The sequence below is a fragment of the Bacillus jepli genome (genome assembly GCF_047238305.1).
Lineage (GTDB): Bacteria > Bacillota > Bacilli > Bacillales > Bacillaceae_L > Ferdinandcohnia.
Window position 1 is genome coordinate 1,050,883 of the sequence record NZ_JBDFMO010000001.1, and the last position, 18,674, is coordinate 1,069,556.

The 18,674-nt window shown below is 41.1% G+C and carries 11 protein-coding genes, 2 tRNA genes and 3 rRNA genes; 3 read left to right on the forward strand and 13 right to left on the reverse strand.

Translation table 11 applies throughout. The features are described from left to right. Positions 1-86: 86 nt before the first annotated feature. Both ABC371_RS05450 and ABC371_RS05455 read left to right on the forward strand, forming a co-directional pair. Positions 87-1,079, forward strand: a complete 993-nt coding sequence (locus ABC371_RS05450) for a YaaC family protein (protein ID WP_412895861.1) — start codon at positions 87-89, stop codon at positions 1,077-1,079. A 394-nt stretch (positions 1,080-1,473) separates the two neighbouring features. Then, positions 1,474-1,623 (forward strand): hypothetical protein, encoded by a 150-nt coding sequence (locus ABC371_RS05455; RefSeq protein WP_412895862.1) that lies wholly within the window; start codon positions 1,474-1,476, stop codon positions 1,621-1,623. A 170-nt stretch (positions 1,624-1,793) separates the two neighbouring features. Here ABC371_RS05455 and rrf read toward each other — a convergent pair. The 13 genes from rrf to dnaA form a co-directional block, all read right to left on the reverse strand. Next, a 5S ribosomal RNA gene (gene rrf, locus ABC371_RS05460) occupies positions 1,794-1,909 on the reverse strand. 55 nt (positions 1,910-1,964) lie between these two features. Beyond that, positions 1,965-4,895 (reverse strand): 23S ribosomal RNA (locus tag ABC371_RS05465). A gap of 233 nt (positions 4,896-5,128) precedes the next feature. Further along, positions 5,129-5,204, reverse strand: a tRNA-Ala gene (locus ABC371_RS05470). A gap of 18 nt (positions 5,205-5,222) precedes the next feature. Then, positions 5,223-5,299: transfer RNA gene (locus ABC371_RS05475), tRNA-Ile, on the reverse strand. Positions 5,300-5,395: 96 nt separating this feature from the next. Then, positions 5,396-6,945, reverse strand: a 16S ribosomal RNA gene (locus ABC371_RS05480). Together the 16S, 23S and 5S rRNA genes with 2 tRNA genes alongside form the textbook arrangement of a ribosomal RNA operon. 274 nt (positions 6,946-7,219) lie before the next feature. Beyond that, entirely contained in the window at positions 7,220-8,287 is a 1,068-nt protein-coding gene (locus tag ABC371_RS05485; protein WP_412895863.1) for an HD-GYP domain-containing protein, read from the reverse strand. A 91-nt stretch (positions 8,288-8,378) separates the two neighbouring features. Beyond that, on the reverse strand, positions 8,379-10,892 hold the full coding sequence (gene gyrA / locus ABC371_RS05490; RefSeq protein ID WP_412895864.1) for a DNA gyrase subunit A: 2,514 nt from the start codon (positions 10,890-10,892) through the stop codon (positions 8,379-8,381). 232 nt (positions 10,893-11,124) lie between these two features. Beyond that, complete coding sequence (gene gyrB, locus ABC371_RS05495) at positions 11,125-13,047, reverse strand: DNA topoisomerase (ATP-hydrolyzing) subunit B (protein ID WP_412895865.1); 1,923 nt, start codon at positions 13,045-13,047, stop codon at positions 11,125-11,127. 65 nt (positions 13,048-13,112) lie between these two features. Next, positions 13,113-13,376, reverse strand: a complete 264-nt coding sequence (remB, locus tag ABC371_RS05500; RefSeq protein ID WP_136381727.1) for an extracellular matrix regulator RemB — start codon at positions 13,374-13,376, stop codon at positions 13,113-13,115. Positions 13,377-13,387: 11 nt separating this feature from the next. After that, positions 13,388-14,506, reverse strand: coding sequence for a DNA replication/repair protein RecF (gene recF, locus ABC371_RS05505; protein ID WP_412895866.1), 1,119 nt, complete (start codon positions 14,504-14,506; stop codon positions 13,388-13,390). A 42-nt stretch (positions 14,507-14,548) separates the two neighbouring features. Then, positions 14,549-14,767, reverse strand: coding sequence for a S4 domain-containing protein YaaA (yaaA, locus tag ABC371_RS05510; protein ID WP_412895867.1), 219 nt, complete (start codon positions 14,765-14,767; stop codon positions 14,549-14,551). Between the two features lie 155 nt (positions 14,768-14,922). Then, on the reverse strand, positions 14,923-16,059 hold the full coding sequence (gene dnaN, locus ABC371_RS05515; protein ID WP_412895868.1) for a DNA polymerase III subunit beta: 1,137 nt from the start codon (positions 16,057-16,059) through the stop codon (positions 14,923-14,925). A 252-nt stretch (positions 16,060-16,311) separates the two neighbouring features. Then, the gene (gene dnaA / locus ABC371_RS05520) at positions 16,312-17,658 is read right to left on the reverse strand and encodes a chromosomal replication initiator protein DnaA (protein ID WP_412895869.1); all 1,347 of its coding nucleotides are present in this window, start codon (positions 17,656-17,658) and stop codon (positions 16,312-16,314) included. Between the two features lie 824 nt (positions 17,659-18,482). Between dnaA and rpmH the strand changes: the two genes are divergently transcribed. Then, the gene (rpmH, locus tag ABC371_RS05525) at positions 18,483-18,617 is read left to right on the forward strand and encodes a 50S ribosomal protein L34 (RefSeq protein ID WP_057997955.1); all 135 of its coding nucleotides are present in this window, start codon (positions 18,483-18,485) and stop codon (positions 18,615-18,617) included. Positions 18,618-18,674: the final 57 nt, after the last annotated feature.

An 18,674-nucleotide genomic window follows, 5' to 3' on the forward strand; every position in this document is an offset into this window, starting at 1 on the left:
CGATATGTTTAATTATTCAGAGTTTTTTATTATTATTTTAACTTGAGTCTTGCACTTTTTTGTTTGTTATATTGGAGGTTTCGAATTTGTTGGATTATCGTTTTATTTGGCAATCATTTAATGCACTACATGCTGCAAATACTACTCAACATTTACTGCAAAAATGCTATGAAAAAGCAGCTGTTCCCGATGCTGAGAAAAAAAGTTATGAAAACAGCTATCCCTTTATTTATTATTTGGAGCATGGTCAAAATTACTATCATCTTTCTCAAAATGCTCCACTCTCCATTAAACCCGTTCTTCTTTTTTACGGAATGGTTCAGTTGTTGAAGGCTTGCCTTCTCACTGTTGATCCTCAGTATCCAGAATCGACCTCAGTTCTGGCTCACGGGGTCTCCACTAGAAAACGAAAAAAACAGAGCTATGAGTTTTTCCAAGATGAAGTAAAGGTTCAAAAAAACGGATTGTTTTCACACTTTTCTGAACGTATGTTCCATGTGAAACAAATGGAAGGGGAAAAATTCACAATGGTGCAGCTATTCAAAAGGATTCCCGAATTGCAAAATTTGTTCAGTTTGCATTATCAACAACAATGGTACTTAGAAACACCCATTATTTATGGAGATACGCTTGTCATTCCGATAGAAGCATTAGATAGTTATCACATGACATCCCGACGATTCTTGGATTTCATTGCACACACACTTCCCTTTGCAACTTCTCAAAGTATTAGGGAAACAGAAGGAGAGAATCGTAATCCAATCTCATTCAAGATAAATACACCAAACATTCTTTTACCACTGACAAGCTCTCCCCTTTTATATCATTTGTACGAAAATATGTATTATTTACCAAAGGATCGTGACCTATTAACCTTCTTCCCAGAAATCATGACGCATTATTTATTATTGTACAATTTAAGTATGATATCAAGATATGAAACGGAGTGGTGGAGCGAATTACTTCATACATACTCTAGTAATGATTATCCGTTTATAAGACAGTTCCTAGCAGTTTCAGCAGACAAAGTACCTTTTTTACTTTATCTTTTTTTAAAGGAGAAAATTGATGGGATTTGAATGCTTATTATGCATAAAGGGGATGGGTTTTAAGGGATGCACTGAGTTCAATGATTGGGATTGTGGTTAGTAATGATTGAGGTGTGTTTTATTGTGGTTCTTTGATATACCGGTAATGGGGTTTGCGGTATACCATTTATTGTTCTGTGGGTGAGTGGTATACCGGTGATGGTGTTTGCGGTATATCGTTTATTGGTTTGCGGGTGCGTGATATACCGCTAATGGTGTTTGCGGTATATCGTTTATTGGTTTGCGAGTGAGTGATATACCGGTAATGGGGTTTGCGGTATACCATTTATCGTTTTGCGGGTGCGTGATATACCGGTAATGGGGGTTGCGATATATCATTTATTGTTTTGCGGGTGCGTGATATACCGGTAATGGGGGTTGCGATATGTCATTTATTGTTTTGCGGGTGCGTGGTATACCGGTAATGCTGTTTGCGAGTTTGGCGTTTCCTAATCTTTTACAATTAAGAGTCTCTTTAAGACGTTCGCTTGGTCATTATTACCTAATTTTTGCCGTTATTAAAATGACAATCTAAAAAAGCTTGTGTATTGGTTAGCGTTACTCGGCACTTCTCGTTACGACGTTAGTCTTTCCCCCTAACAAGTACCAAATAGGCATGTTCTGCAAACCATACCACCCGACAATTAATTCCACTAAAAAAAACAATACAAAAAAAGACCAACCATATCGGCTGATCTTTAATGTGCCTAGCGACGTCCTACTCTCACAGGGACAAAGTCCCAACTACCATCGGCGCTGAAGAGCTTAACTTCCGTGTTCGGTATGGGAACGGGTGTGACCTCTTCGCTATCGCCACTAGACTATGTTGAAGGATTCATTCCTTCAAAACTAGATAACGCTCCTACATTCATCATTTTGGTTAAGTCCTCGATCGATTAGTATCAGTCAGCTGCACATGTCACCATGCTTCCACCTCTGACCTATCAACCTCGTCATCTTCGAGGGATCTTACTAGTTTAACACTATGGGAAATCTCATCTTGAGGGGGGCTTCATGCTTAGATGCTTTCAGCACTTATCCCTTCCACACATAGCTACCCAGCTATGCCCTTGGCAGGACAACTGGTACACCAGCGGTGTGTCCATCCCGGTCCTCTCGTACTAAGGACAGCTCCTCTCAAATTTCCTACGCCCACGACGGATAGGGACCGAACTGTCTCACGACGTTCTGAACCCAGCTCGCGTACCGCTTTAATGGGCGAACAGCCCAACCCTTGGGACCGACTACAGCCCCAGGATGCGATGAGCCGACATCGAGGTGCCAAACCTCCCCGTCGATGTGGACTCTTGGGGGAGATAAGCCTGTTATCCCCGGGGTAGCTTTTATCCGTTGAGCGATGGCCCTTCCATGCGGAACCACCGGATCACTAAGCCCGACTTTCGTCCCTGCTCGACTTGTAGGTCTCGCAGTCAAGCTCCCTTGTGCCTTTACACTCTACGAATGATTTCCAACCATTCTGAGGGAACCTTTGGGCGCCTCCGTTACTCTTTAGGAGGCGACCGCCCCAGTCAAACTGCCCACCTGACACTGTCTCCAAGGCCGATAAGGCCTTCGGGTTAGAATTTCAATACAGCCAGGGTAGTATCCCACCGACGCCTCCACCGAAGCTGGCGCTCCGGCTTCCAAGGCTCCTACCTATCCTGTACAAGCTGTACCAAAATTCAATATCAGGTTGCAGTAAAGCTCCACGGGGTCTTTCCGTCCTGTCGCGGGTAACCTGCATCTTCACAGGTACTATAATTTCACCGAGTCTCTCGTTGAGACAGTGCCCAGATCGTTACACCTTTCGTGCGGGTCAGAACTTACCTGACAAGGAATTTCGCTACCTTAGGACCGTTATAGTTACGGCCGCCGTTTACTGGGGCTTCGATTCAGAGCTTCGCTTACGCTAACCCCTCCTCTTAACCTTCCAGCACCGGGCAGGTGTCAGCCCCTATACTTCGCCTTGCGGCTTCGCAGAGACCTGTGTTTTTGCTAAACAGTCGCCTGGGCCTATTCACTGCGGCTTTTCAGGGCTATTCACCCTAAAAAGCACCCCTTCTCCCGAAGTTACGGGGTCATTTTGCCGAGTTCCTTAACGAGAGTTCTCTCGATCACCTTAGGATTCTCTCCTCGCCTACCTGTGTCGGTTTGCGGTACGGGCACCTTCTACCTCGCTAGAAGCTTTTCTTGGCAGTGTGGAATCAGGAACTTCGGTACTTTATTTCCCTCGCCATCACAGCTCAACCTTACGGTAAGCGGATTTGCCTACTTACCAGTCTAACTGCTTGGACGCGCATATCCAACAGCGCGCTTACCCTATCCTCCTGCGTCCCTCCATTGCTCAAACGGTAATGAGGTGGTACAGGAATTTCAACCTGTTGTCCATCGCCTACGCTTTTCAGCCTCGGCTTAGGTCCCGACTAACCCTGAGCGGACGAGCCTTCCTCAGGAAACCTTAGGCATTCGGTGGAGGGGATTCTCACCCCTCTTTCGCTACTCATACCGGCATTCTCACTTCTAAGCGCTCCACCAGTCCTCTCGGTCTGACTTCGCTGCACTTAGAACGCTCTCCTACCATTGTTCGTAAGAACAATCCACAGCTTCGGTGATACGTTTAGCCCCGGTACATTTTCGGCGCAGAGTCACTCGACCAGTGAGCTATTACGCACTCTTTAAATGGTGGCTGCTTCTAAGCCAACATCCTGGTTGTCTAAGCAACTCCACATCCTTTTCCACTTAACGTATACTTTGGGACCTTAGCTGGTGGTCTGGGCTGTTTCCCTCTTGACTACGGATCTTATCACTCGCAGTCTGACTCCCGAGAATCAAGTCTTTGGCATTCGGAGTTTGACTGAATTCGGTAACCCGATGAGGGCCCCTAGTCCAATCAGTGCTCTACCTCCAAGACTCTAACTCGAGGCTAGCCCTAAAGCTATTTCGGAGAGAACCAGCTATCTCCAAGTTCGATTGGAATTTCTCCGCTACCCACACCTCATCCCCGCACTTTTCAACGTGCGTGGGTTCGGGCCTCCATTCAGTGTTACCTGAACTTCACCCTGGACATGGGTAGATCACCTGGTTTCGGGTCTACGACCACGTACTATCTCGCCCTATTCAGACTCGCTTTCGCTGCGGCTCCGTCTCTTCAACTTAACCTTGCACGGGATCGTAACTCGCCGGTTCATTCTACAAAAGGCACGCCATCACACATAAATGTGCTTTGACTACTTGTAGGCACACGGTTTCAGGTTCTCTTTCACTCCCCTCCCGGGGTGCTTTTCACCTTTCCCTCACGGTACTGGTTCACTATCGGTCACTAGGGAGTATTTAGCCTTGGGAGATGGTCCTCCCAGCTTCCGACGGGATTTCACGTGTCCCGCCGTACTCAGGATCCACTCAAGAGAGAACGAAGTTTCAACTACAGGGTTGTTACCTTCTCTGACGGACCTTTCCAGGTCACTTCGTCTACTTCGCTCTTTTGTAACTCCGTATAGAGTGTCCTACAACCCCAAGAGGCAAGCCTCTTGGTTTGGGCTATCTTCCGTTTCGCTCGCCGCTACTCAGGAAATCGCGTTTGCTTTCTCTTCCTCCGGGTACTAAGATGTTTCAGTTCCCCGGGTCTACCTTCACTTACCCTATGAATTCAGGTAAGGATACTGCTCCATTACGAGCAGTGGGTTTCCCCATTCGGAAATCTTCGGATCAATGCTTACTTACAGCTCCCCGAAGCATATCGGTGTTAGTACCGTCCTTCATCGGCTCCTAGTGCCAAGGCATCCACCGTGCGCCCTTCATAACTTAACCTATTCGGCTTTGATAAGCGTCGAATCTCTTCGTCACCGCTTGTCGTCATCATCCTCACGTACGTTAAAGTACGCTCCGGTGATTCCTCAATCGGTTCCTCGACCTTCTCGCTTCTCATTCACCTTTAAGTTTTAAAGAACTTTTACTACTTCAATGAATGTTTTGTTACGTTATCTAGTTTTCAAGGAACGAAAAAACTGATTTCAATCAATAATGATTTTGTCAGTAAAATTTGGTGGAGCCTAGCGGGATCGAACCGCTGACCTCCTGCGTGCAAAGCAGGCGCTCTCCCAGCTGAGCTAAGGCCCCGTAAGATATTTAATTGAATGGTGGGCCTAAATGGACTCGAACCATCGACCTCACGCTTATCAGGCGTGCGCTCTAACCAGCTGAGCTATAGGCCCATTCAAATATTTAATTCAAGAACAATCAGTTCTCTCAAAACTAAACATAATACAAAGCGTCTTTTTATGAAGTTCGTAGAACTTCAGTTTCCTTAGAAAGGAGGTGATCCAGCCGCACCTTCCGATACGGCTACCTTGTTACGACTTCACCCCAATCATCTGTCCCACCTTAGGCGGCTGGCTCCTTACGGTTACCCCACCGACTTCGGGTGTTACAAACTCTCGTGGTGTGACGGGCGGTGTGTACAAGGCCCGGGAACGTATTCACCGCGGCATGCTGATCCGCGATTACTAGCGATTCCGGCTTCATGCAGGCGAGTTGCAGCCTGCAATCCGAACTGAGAATGGTTTTATGGGATTGGCTTAACCTCGCGGTTTTGCTGCCCTTTGTACCATCCATTGTAGCACGTGTGTAGCCCAGGTCATAAGGGGCATGATGATTTGACGTCATCCCCACCTTCCTCCGGTTTGTCACCGGCAGTCACCTTAGAGTGCCCAACTAAATGCTGGCAACTAAGATCAAGGGTTGCGCTCGTTGCGGGACTTAACCCAACATCTCACGACACGAGCTGACGACAACCATGCACCACCTGTCACTCTGTCCCCGAAGGGAAATTCCTATCTCTAGGAGTGTCAGAGGATGTCAAGACCTGGTAAGGTTCTTCGCGTTGCTTCGAATTAAACCACATGCTCCACCGCTTGTGCGGGCCCCCGTCAATTCCTTTGAGTTTCAGTCTTGCGACCGTACTCCCCAGGCGGAGTGCTTAATGCGTTTGCTGCAGCACTAAAGGGCGGAAACCCTCTAACACTTAGCACTCATCGTTTACGGCGTGGACTACCAGGGTATCTAATCCTGTTCGCTCCCCACGCTTTCGCGCCTCAGCGTCAGTTACAGACCAGAGAGCCGCCTTCGCCACTGGTGTTCCTCCACATCTCTACGCATTTCACCGCTACACGTGGAATTCCGCTCTCCTCTTCTGCACTCAAGTCCCCCAGTTTCCAATGACCCTCCACGGTTGAGCCGTGGGCTTTCACATCAGACTTAAAGGACCGCCTGCGCGCGCTTTACGCCCAATAATTCCGGATAACGCTTGCCACCTACGTATTACCGCGGCTGCTGGCACGTAGTTAGCCGTGGCTTTCTGGTTAGGTACCGTCAAGGCACCGCCCTATTCGAACGATACTTGTTCTTCCCTAACAACAGAGCTTTACGATCCGAAGACCTTCTTCGCTCACGCGGCGTTGCTCCGTCAGACTTTCGTCCATTGCGGAAGATTCCCTACTGCTGCCTCCCGTAGGAGTCTGGGCCGTGTCTCAGTCCCAGTGTGGCCGATCACCCTCTCAGGTCGGCTACGCATCGTTGCCTTGGTGAGCCGTTACCTCACCAACTAGCTAATGCGCCGCGGGCCCATCTGTAAGTGATAGCTAAAAGCCATCTTTTAATACGAGACCATGTGGTCTCATATGTTATCCGGTATTAGCTCCGGTTTCCCGAAGTTATCCCAGTCTTACAGGCAGGTTACCCACGTGTTACTCACCCGTCCGCCGCTAACCTTTGGGAGCAAGCTCCCTCAGGTTCGCTCGACTTGCATGTATTAGGCACGCCGCCAGCGTTCATCCTGAGCCAGGATCAAACTCTCCAATAAGAGTATTGATTGCTCAATAAGTTTTGTTACTTAGAATTAACGTTGACGCTTGTATTATGTTTAGTTTTCAAAGAACTTTATTGCCGCTCTCAAGCGACTTTATTAATATATCATATTATCATTAATAAAGTCAATTACTTTTTTAAAATAATAATTCGTGTCGGATACAACTTTAAAAGTATAAACGGAAATTAACTTGTTATCAAGTGTTTATGTAATAAATATTATGTAACTCCATTTTTCTCAAAAATAAAACCTCCACATTTGGAGGTAATTAAATGATCTCTTCTATAAAGATTTCTCGGTAGTTTTTTAAATCCAAAAATTCGCTTTCGTTAACCTTTAGTAATGGTCTTGTTGGATGAGATTTATCTATAAATACAATCTCCCCCGATTGGCCATTTGAGAGTTTTATTTTTGTTCCAATTGAAATGTTTCCGACTCCATTTGTTAAAGCCTCTACAACTTTCATGTCAAATTTCCCAAACGATTCCCTTCTGATTTCCTCAAGGGCTTTGAACGGGGACTGGCGGTTGCTGTAGGGTCTTTCAAGGGTGATCGCCGAGTACACATCAGCTACCGCTACTATTTTGCTGAATGGATGTAGTCTTTCCCCGGTAACCCCTAGTACATAGCCGGTTCCATCTAATCGTTCGTGGTGTTGGAAAACTGCTAATTTTACGCTATCTTTTATCAATGGTATCTTTTCAATCATTCGATAGCTGTATAAAGGATGTTTTTTAACCTCATTGTATTCAGCTAATGTTAATGATGATTGCTTCAAAAGAATTTTGGTATCTATTTTTGACATTCCACAGTCACTAAGTAACCCCGCTATTGCTAGATGATTGCAATCAGCGTCACTATATTTAAGCTTTTTCCCTAAAAATCCTGAGAGTAAGCCTAGCATGACGGAGTGATGGTATATATAGTCTTCTCGATTTGTATATCTGTGTAAGGAGAAGACTTCTTTTGGTTGTTCCAGTATTCTATTAAATAAAGGGAGAATAATTTGGCGAACTTTTGAAATTTCAACAAGTGCACCAGCCTGCCAATTTTGAAATAGTTGCTTGTATTCCTTTACTGATTTAAGATAATCCTCCACAATTGAACTTTCTTTTTCTAACACTTCGGTTTCTTCTACTTGGTCAGTTGGATTAAAAGTCTCTCCGTTTATTAAAAATGCCTCGACCTGAACATCTCTTACTAAAAATGCTTCAAGCACATGAATATGTTCGGTTGTTAAAACAGTTTTTTTAGGAATGATTGGTTTATTTGTTAAGGAAAAAATGTCATTTGATAGAATGCATCCTTCTTGTAGTTGACTTATCCTCACACGCATATTATTCCGCCCTCGTCTCTCATTCGAATACTAGAATCATTTTACCAAAAAAAGAGAAATACTGCACTGCAGCATTTCCCTTTCAGACAATTTATTCGATCTCATCTTTGGTTTCTGTTTGTTCTTCAGTTACTGTTTCTTCTATTCCTTCTGTTTCAACCTCTTGCTCTTCTTCCTCTTCCTTTTCAACAACCGCAACTGTTGCTACATGACCATTTTCATCTAAACGGATGAGCTTAACCCCTTGCGTTGTACGGCCAATTTGAGAGATATCACTAATGGACATTCTGATTAGAACACCATCGGCAGTAATTAGCATGAGGTCACTTTCCTCTGTTACCGCCTTAACTGCAATAACTTTTCCGTTCTTTTCGGTGATATTGACTGTTTTAAGTCCCTTACCACCACGGCTTTGGATCCGATATTCACTAGCTGGAGTTCGTTTTCCATAGCCATGTTCAGTGACAATAAGGACATCTAGATTGTCTTCTAGTATTTCCATTCCTACTACTTCGTCACCTTCAGATAAGTTAATTCCTTTAACCCCTGCAGCAGTACGACCCATGGATCTTACATCTGTCTCTGGGAAGCGAATAAGCATGCCGTCCTTCGTTCCAATAATAATATCCTTTGAGCCATCTGTTAGTCGAACAGAAATAAGTTCGTCACCTTCATGAAGTCCAACCGCGATTAAACCACCTTTACGAATATTTGCAAAGGATGATAGTGGAGTTCGTTTTGAAATACCTTTTCTCGTTGTAAAGAATAAGAACCAATCATCGACAAGCTCTGATACTGGAATAATTGCATTGATCCATTCTTCTTTATCAATTTCGAGTAAGTTGATGATCGGAATACCTTTTGCTGTTCTACTAAATTCAGGAATTTCATACCCTTTAAGACGGTAGACTTTTCCTTTATTTGTGAAGAATAGGATAGTATCATGGGTTGATGTTGATAAAAGTTGTTCTACAAAGTCATCTTCATTTGTACCCATTCCTTGAATTCCTCGACCGCCTCGTTTTTGGCTGCGGTATGTTGATACTGGAAGACGCTTGATATACCCCTTGTTTGTGAGAGTTATAATGATATTCTCTCTTGGAATTAAGTCTTCGTCTTCAATCATTTCATATCCGCCTGCTAGAATTTCAGTGCGTCTTGTATCGTTAAAACGTTCTTTAATTTCTAGAAGCTCTTCACGAATGATTTCGAGTACTTTTTCTTCATCTGCTAGAATTGCTTTTAATTCTGCAATTAATGCGACTAGCTCTTGGTATTCTGCCTCAATCTTGTCGCGTTCTAAACCTGTTAAACGCTGCAAGCGCATGTCTAAAATCGCTTGTGCTTGTTTTTCAGATAGATTAAATTTTGTCATTAAGCCTTCTCGAGCAATATCTGTAGTTTGAGAGCCACGAATTAACGTAATAATCTCATCAATGTGATCTAACGCAATACGTAAACCTTCTAAGATATGTGCTCTTGCTTCAGCTTTTCGAAGTTCAAATGCTGTTCTACGTTTAATGACTACGACCTGATGATCTAAGTAATATTGTAAGCATTGCTTTAAGTTTAGAACTCGTGGATGACCATTCACAAGGGCAAGCATATTGATACCAAACGTTGTTTGCAATGCAGTATGTTTATATAAATTATTTAAAAGAACATTTGCATTGGCATCTCTTCTTACTTCCATGACGATTCTCATTCCGTTACGGTCTGATTCATCACGAAGATCGGTTATGCCGTCGATTTTTTTATCCCGAACTAATTCGGCAATTTTTTCGATTAATTTTGCTTTATTTACTTGGTATGGAAGTTCAGTTACGAGAATAACTTCCTTCCCATTTTTCATTTGTTCAATTTCCACTTTTGCGCGTAGGGTAATAGAACCTTTTCCAGTTTCATAGGCTTTTCTTATCCCGCTTCTACCAAGGATATGACCAGCAGTAGGGAAATCAGGGCCAGGAATAATATCCATCAACTCAGCAATTGTCATCTCTGGGTCCTTACTAATCGCTAAGACACCATCAATAACCTCACCTAATTGATGTGGTGGTACATTCGTTGCCATACCTACAGCAATACCTGCAGCTCCGTTTACTAGAAGGTTAGGAAAACGGGCAGGGAGAACGACTGGTTCTTTTTCTGCACCATCGTAGTTGTCTTGGTAGTCAATGGTGTCCTTGTTAATATCACGCAAAAGTTCCATTGAAATTTTGGACATACGTGCTTCTGTGTAACGCATCGCTGCGGCTGCATCACCATCGACAGAACCGAAGTTGCCATGGCCGTCAACTAGCATATAGCGGTAGTTAAAGTCCTGTGCCATACGAACCATTGTATCGTAAACGGCAGAGTCACCATGTGGGTGGTATTTACCAATTACTTCACCAACGATACGAGCAGACTTTTTATAGGCTTTATCAGAGGTCATACCTAGGTCGTTCATGGCATATAAAATCCGGCGGTGTACCGGCTTTAGGCCATCACGAACATCCGGTAAGGCACGTGACACAATAACACTCATCGCATAGTCCAAAAATGATGTTTTCATCTCTTGGCTTATATTAATCTCATGAATATGCGAATTTTGATTTTCAGACATAAAAAGAAAACCTCCCTTATCAGGGGTATAAAATAAATCGGATTCTTATTTTAACCCATTCATATATGTAACCAAAACACAGGATAGTTACGGAAAGCACAAGGTGGGCAGCTTTTGAGCGAGATAGGACAAGGACTGAAGAAGGTACCTTTTACCTTCCAAATTGATTGGCTTATCTCAGAAAGCCGATGGCACTTGAAGCTAGACATCAGAACTATCCTGCATAAAATTATTAAACGTCTAAGTTTTTCACGTATTGTGCATTTTCTTCAATGAAATTACGTCTTGGTTCTACCTTGTCACCCATGAGCATTTCGAAGGTTTCATCGGCTTCGATTGCATCCTGAAGGGTAACCTGTAGCATCGTCCGGTTGTCTGGGTCCATGGTCGTTTCCCAAAGTTGTTCAGGATTCATTTCTCCAAGACCCTTGTAGCGCTGGATACCTGGCTTTGGACTACTTGGCATTTCTGCTAAATATTTCTCGAGCTCTCGGTCATCATACGCGTATTCAACACGCTTACCTTGTTGTATTTTGTATAATGGCGGTTGTGCAATATAGACAAACCCTTGTTCAATAATCTGACGCATAAAGCGATAGAAGAATGTCAATAATAAAGTCCGTATATGTGCACCATCAACATCAGCATCAGTCATAATGACAACCTTATGATAACGTGCTTTTGTAATATCAAAGTCTTCTCCGATACCTGTTCCTAGGGCAGTAATCATGGAACGCACTTCATTATTAGATAAAATGCGATCAAGTCTTGCCTTTTCAACGTTAAGAATTTTTCCTCGAAGTGGCAGAATGGCTTGGAAGTGACGGTCACGCCCCTGCTTTGCAGAACCACCCGCTGAATCACCCTCAACGATATAAATTTCACTAATGGAAGGATCCTTCGATGAGCAATCGGCCAGTTTCCCAGGTAGGCTTGAAACCTCTAATGCACTTTTTCTTCTTGTTAATTCACGTGCTTTTTTAGCAGCCATACGGGCTCTTGCTGCCATCGTTCCTTTATCGACAATTTTTCGAGCAACTGCTGGATTTTCTAATAAAAAGGCTTCAAACTTCTCAGAAAACACAGATTCTGTGATCGTTCTTGCTTCACTGTTTCCAAGCTTTGTTTTGGTTTGTCCTTCGAATTGTGGATCCGGATGCTTAACAGAAATAATCGCAGTTAGTCCTTCTCGAACATCGTCACCAGTTAAATTCGTATCATTATCCTTGAAAATATTATTTTTGCGCGCATAATCATTGATAATTCGGGTTAACGCTGTTTTAAACCCTGATTCATGTGTTCCACCTTCATAGGTGTGGATGTTGTTTGCGAATGAATAGATATTACTTGTATAGCTATCATTATATTGAAGGGCAATCTCAACAGCGATTCCTTCCTTTTCACCTTCAACAAACACTGGCTCTTCATGAATTACTTCTTTTGTACGATTAAGGTGTTCAACGTATGATTTGATTCCACCTTCATAATGGTACTCTCTACGTTTGTTTTCTTCGCGTTTATCTTCAATGGTGATTTTTACGCCTCTTGTTAAAAAGGCAAGTTCACGAAGACGGGTTGCCAATGTATCAAAGTCATACTCTAGTGTTTCAGTAAAGATTTCACCATCTGGTTTAAAATGAGTTATTGTACCTGTATGATCCGTTTCACCGATTATCTTTAATTCGGTAACGACATGACCACGTTCAAATGCAATATAATGGATTTTCCCATCACGGTGTACGTATACCTCAAGTTTAGTGGATAGGGCGTTAACAACAGACGCACCAACTCCGTGTAATCCACCAGAAACCTTGTAACCGCCACCGTCAAATTTCCCTCCGGCATGAAGGACTGTCATGATGACTTCGACAGCTGGACGGCCCATTTTTTCTTGAATTCCGACTGGTATTCCACGTCCATTATCTTTTACGGTAATACTGTTATCTTCTTCAATGATGACGTTAATCTCATCGCAATAACCTGCTAACGCTTCGTCAATACTATTATCGACAATTTCCCATACTAAATGGTGCAATCCCTTTCCAGATGTTGAACCAATATACATACCAGGGCGTTTTCTTACCGCTTCTAAACCTTCTAAAACCTGAATTTGACTCTCATCATATTCTTGTTGTTGCAATTCTTTTTCTTCCATAGCCACCAATATCACCTACACTTTATTTTAACGAAAAAGGTCGAGTTTCGAGTCGCTCTTCATCCTTATATCTCTTCTAAAATTGTTTCAAAATCAGCTACTTGCTGTGAACGTCGTTTTAATGTACTAGAGGATAAAGGTGAAAAATACACGTTATCTACCGTTACCACAACTGATTTTGTATTTCCATTAGACAATTCTACCACTCTGTCTTTTTGTACATCTAAAAATTCATTAACGATAGAGGAGGATTTTAAAAGCTGTCGATCTAATATCGTAATGACATCTGATGAACGAACCATTACATTGTCTCCCAAATGTATGAACAAACTTCATCACCTCATTTTAGCTTTGTTATAGCTCCTGCAGACACAGCATAAGTTGCAGCCTGCTTTAGTGTATCATGAGTGATTCCCTCTACGCTTGTTGTTGTGACAAAGGTTTGCACTTTGCCTTGGATTGTATTTAATAAATGGGACTGTCTAAAATCATCCAACTCCGAAAGAACATCGTCTAATAATAGAATTGGATATTCCCCAATTTCTGAGTGAATTAATTCTATTTCTGCTAACTTTAATGATAGGGCCGTTGTACGTTGCTGTCCTTGGGATCCAAAGGTTTGAACATCCTTTCCATTCACAAAAAATGCAAGGTCATCCCTATGTGGCCCCGCTAATGTAACGCCTCTTTCAATTTCCCTCTCTCTTATTTTAGCAAATTTTTCGTCGTATACATCTACCATTTTCGACAAATCAGCGGTTTCTAATACCTCAATGGACGGTTTATATTCAATTTGAAGTATTTCGAGTCCTCTACTGATTCCATGATGAATAGGTTCTGCCCATTTTTGTAATAAAACAAGAAATTCATATCGTTTTTTGACAATTTTTGCAGCTGCTTGAATTAATTGTGAGGTTAATACATCAAGCATTGTTTGATCGTGTTGTTTTTTGGTCTGAAGCTGCTTTAAATAGTGGTTTCGCTGGTGAAGAATTTTTTGATATTGGCTTAGGTCATGTAAATAAACAGACGATACTTGCCCAATTTCCATATCAATAAATCGTCTTCTCACCTGTGGACTTCCCTTGACAAGATTTAAATCTTCTGGAGCAAACATGACCACATTCATATTTCCAACATATTGGCTTAGTTTTTTTTGCTCCAAATGATTGCTTTTTGCTTTTTTACCCTTTTTAGAAACTACAAGCTGTAAGGAGAGGGGACCGTTCCTTTTTTCAACCCTACCTTCTATTTTAGCATATTCTTCATCCCAGCGAATCAATTCTTTATCATTTGAGGTACGATGTGATTTTGCCATCGCTAATACATAGATGGATTCCATCACATTTGTTTTGCCCTGGGCATTTTCACCTAGTATGACATTGACTTTATCTTCGAATTGAATCGACAATTTTTTATAGTTTCGATAATTCGTTAGTTCTATTTCTTCAATGAACAATGGATTCACCCTTTGCGCTAAGCGCCAAGGAAATCTCCTGGGCTAAGCTTTTGATATGACAAATGTTCCAAAGCCAGGAATGTCTACTACATCCTTCTCTACTAGCTTTTTTCCACGGCGATTCTCTAGCTCTTCATTTACGTAGACTTCATGTTCACTAAGAAACCACTTTGCCATACCACCCGATTGGATGACTTCTGCAAGCTTTAAAAACTGTCCTAATGTGATAAAGTCTGTCGAAATTTCTATTTCTTTTGCCATTATTTCGCCTTCTTTCTTTTTATTTTACTAAAGAAACCACAACTAGAAAAGAAAACTACTAGGTTTTTACGGCCTAGTAGTTCCTTTTTAGGCCCACACGAGGTGGGTCACAAAGACGTTGCCACAGGACGTGGCGTTCTTAGTCTTTGATCAATTTAATAAGTGCGCACTGGAAGAATTAAGTGAAAGACTGTATCGTCATCAAGTGCTTTAATATAGAACGGTCTCATTGCACCGGTAAAACTAATTCGAATTTCAGAGCTTTCTAATGCTTTTAATGCATCCATCATATATTTTGCACTAAAAGAAATCTTTAATTCTTCACCTTCGATTGATTTACTTTGTATTTCCTCATTTACTTTTCCAATTTCAGGGGAGGTGGACGAAATTTCGACAACCCCTTCAGGCATAGTCGTAAATTTTACGACATTGTTATTTGCTTCTTTTGCAAGTAGGGAAGCTCGATCAATCGATTGTAAAAATTCTTTCGTTGCTAAGACAATCTCTGTTTTACTCTCAGTAGGGATCAGTCTAGATGTATCTGGATAGTTCCCATCTAATAAACGAGAGAAGAATAACAAATGTTTTGTTTTAAATAGTACTTGGTTTTCAGTAATGACGATATCTACTAAATCAGTTGTATCATCTAAAATTTTACTCAGTTCATTTAAGCTCTTACCTGGAATGACAGCACTATAAGATCCACCATTTTCTGTTTCAATCGTTGCCGTTCTCATTGCAAGTCGGTGGCTATCTGTTGCTATACAGCGTAGTGTATTGTCTTCTACCTTCCAGTTCACACCGGTTAAAATAGGGCGAGTTTCAGATGTTGATACAGCAAATACGGTTTGACGAATCATATTTTTAAGTAGATCTGCTGGAATACTAAATCCATGATTACCTTCAATTTGTGGTAAATGTGGATATTCCTCAGCATCAAGACCATTTAAATTAAATTCAGCTTTACCTGAACGGATAATAGTGAGTAGGTTGGAATGAACTTCTATTTCAACAGTATCCTTAGGAAGCTTTTTTACAATTTCACTAAAGAAACGAGCTTGTAAAACAATGCTTCCTGTTTCTTTAATTTCTACAATTTCATCTCCAGCTTCTTCTGTAGGAATAAAGGATTCGATGGAAACATCAGAATCACTACCTGTAAGAGTTACACCTTCATTTGTTGTAACAAGTTTTATCCCCGTTAAAATTGGAATAGTTGTTCTTGAAGATACAGCTTTCATTACATCTTGAACACTTCGAACAAGATAGTCTCTTTGAATGATAAATTTCATCAAAAATCCTCCTAAGATGGTTCTATTTTTGATTTCATGTGAATACATTTGTAAGTTATATATTTATTTATTTTTTAAAGAAAAGATCGTAGAAGTACTAGTAGGTCCTGTGGATATGTGGATAACTGGAATAAAACAAATCAAAACAGCCTATCCACATGTGGACAGACTGTGCGCAACAACAAAGAAGTTATTCACAGTATTCACGTTACAAGTACTTGTCCAAAATAAAAGATACCACTTATTTTTTCCTTAACCCTTTAATTGGGTGATGATTTCATTAATTTGTTTTTGTAGTTGTGTGTCTGTTTTTAATAGGTTTGTAATTTTTTCATGGGCATGAATAACCGTAGTATGGTCACGTCCACCAAATTCCTCTCCAATTTTAGGAAGTGAAGAATCCGTCATTTCCCTTGATAGGTACATCGCTATTTGACGAGGAAATGCAATTGATTTTGTACGTTTTTTTGCCTTAAAATCCTCAAGTTTTATATTATAATGCTGTCCAACGACCTTTTGGATTTCAAAAATGGTAATCACTTTTGGTCTTGAACTTGGAATGATATCCTTTAAAGCTTCGGCTGCAAGATCCGCATTTATGTCTTTATTAATTAAAGATGAGTAGGCTACGATACGAATAAGCGCACCTTCAAGCTCACGGATATTCGTGTTGATTTGGTTCGCAATATAAAGCATGACTTCATTTGGAATGTCGAGTCCTTCTGCCTTTGCTTTTTTGCGTAAAATGGCGATCCTCGTTTCAAGATCCGGTGGGGTAATATCAGTAATTAATCCCCATTCGAAGCGAGAGCGAAGCCTATCTTCTAAGGTTGGAATCTCTTTCGGCGGTCTGTCACTCGAAATGACGATTTGCTTACTTTCTTCATGCAAGGTATTAAATGTATGGAAAAATTCTTCTTGAGTTGATTCTTTTCCGGCTAGAAATTGAATATCATCTATAAGTAAGATGTCGACATTCCGGTATTTATTTCGAAATTCAACAGCTTTGTTATCCCGAATGGAGTTAATGAATTCATTGGTAAATTTCTCTGATGAGAGGTAGACCACTTTCGCATTTGGATTATGCTCTTGGACATAATGGCCAATTGAATGCATTAAATGTGTTTTACCTAATCCAACGCCACCATATAGAAACAGCGGGTTATAGGCTTTGGCTGGTGCTTCTGCAACGGCTAAAGATGCAGCATGTGCAAAGCGATTACCAGATCCAATTACAAATGTATCGAATGTATATTTTTGATTTAGCATGTTTTGAGAGTGTTCAGCTGGTTCATCTTGTTTCGTAGCTTTTTTCTCAGGTGTTTTCAGTTCAAATTCTTCATCTAGTTGATTTTGAGGAATAATAAATTTGATTCCGAGTTCTGCACCGGTTAAATCATAAATTGTTTCAGCGATTAAATGCAGATATCTAGATTCTAGCCAATCTCTAGCAAACTCATTAGGAGCTGTAATAATAAGTGTATCTTTTTGTAGGGCATGGGCTTTTGTTGATTTCAGCCATGTTTCAAAGCTAGGTTTACTTAACTTTTTTTCAATCTCCTGGAGTGCTTTTGCCCATAAATCTGCAATATTCTCCAACAATCTCCCTCCTTTTTTCTAAATATGATTTATAAATGTATAAAAATAAGTCCTTATGCAAATTTTTATTTGTAAATGAATAGAGTTTTATCAATATACATTCTGGTTATTTGTGAATAACTATATAATATAGTAGAAAAACATCTTTTCGACATAATCCACTAGTTGTGGACAAGTCTCTATTCACAGTGTTGAAAAATCTATCCACACAATATCCACAATCTGTGGATAAATAAAAAATGTTGATAACTTATTACGAGTGAAAACAAAACTATAATATCAAATAATGACTAGATAATCAATGGTTTTTAAAAACTTATCCACATAATCTATACCTTGTGGAAAATAATTATCCACAACACAAGATGATGTGTAAAACTTGTCGATAATTGTTGTGGATTAAAAAAACTGTCGAAAAAAGTTGTCCACAACATAGAAAAGTGGAAGAAGGAATATAGATTTGAATAAATTTGAGGGGAACATTTAGCGATCTCATATACTTTTTTCTAAGTCGATAATTTTTATCCAAAATATAGTACTTCAAATAAGGTTGACATCTTTTATTGGTTTTCACTATAATTAGTAAGACTGTCTGATGTTTAACTTTATTCAGCAGAAATCCTTACTTCCTTAAGTGAAGGATGAATGCAAAGAGAGTAAATAATTCAGTAGGGGATCAAACCCTGGCTGAATAAAGTTAAAGCCTCCGGCGGATGCCACAGATTTTTAGAGGAAACTTTTCGAGCACACTCGAAAAAATCTGGGCGCAAATACGCCAAGGCGTATTTGATTTTGAGAGTTAATTCCTCAGGGAGGTGTCATATATGAAAAGAACATATCAACCAAGCAAACGTAAACACAGCAAAGTTCACGGATTCCGTAGTCGTATGAGCTCTAAAAACGGACGTAAAGTTCTTGCTCGTCGTCGTCAAAAAGGAAGAAAAGTATTATCAGCATAGGCCACTGAAAGCTCAGTGGTCTTTTTTTCTAAAAGGACATGCCGTACGGGAGTTGTA

What these genes read in the sequence shown, in the direction of transcription:
- ABC371_RS05485 (WP_412895863.1), bottom strand. Translation starts at nt 8,287, where the DNA reads ATGCGTGTGAGGATAAGTCAACTACAAGAAGGATGCATTCTATCAAAT.
- gyrA (WP_412895864.1), bottom strand. Translation starts at nt 10,892, where the DNA reads ATGTCTGAAAATCAAAATTCGCATATTCATGAGATTAATATAAGCCAA.
- dnaN (WP_412895868.1), bottom strand. Translation starts at nt 16,059, where the DNA reads ATGAAATTTATCATTCAAAGAGACTATCTTGTTCGAAGTGTTCAAGAT.
- rpmH (WP_057997955.1), top strand. Translation starts at nt 18,483, where the DNA reads ATGAAAAGAACATATCAACCAAGCAAACGTAAACACAGCAAAGTTCAC.
- gyrB (WP_412895865.1), bottom strand. Translation starts at nt 13,047, where the DNA reads ATGGAAGAAAAAGAATTGCAACAACAAGAATATGATGAGAGTCAAATT.
- ABC371_RS05455 (WP_412895862.1), top strand. Translation starts at nt 1,474, where the DNA reads ATGTCATTTATTGTTTTGCGGGTGCGTGGTATACCGGTAATGCTGTTT.
- yaaA (WP_412895867.1), bottom strand. Translation starts at nt 14,767, where the DNA reads ATGGCAAAAGAAATAGAAATTTCGACAGACTTTATCACATTAGGACAG.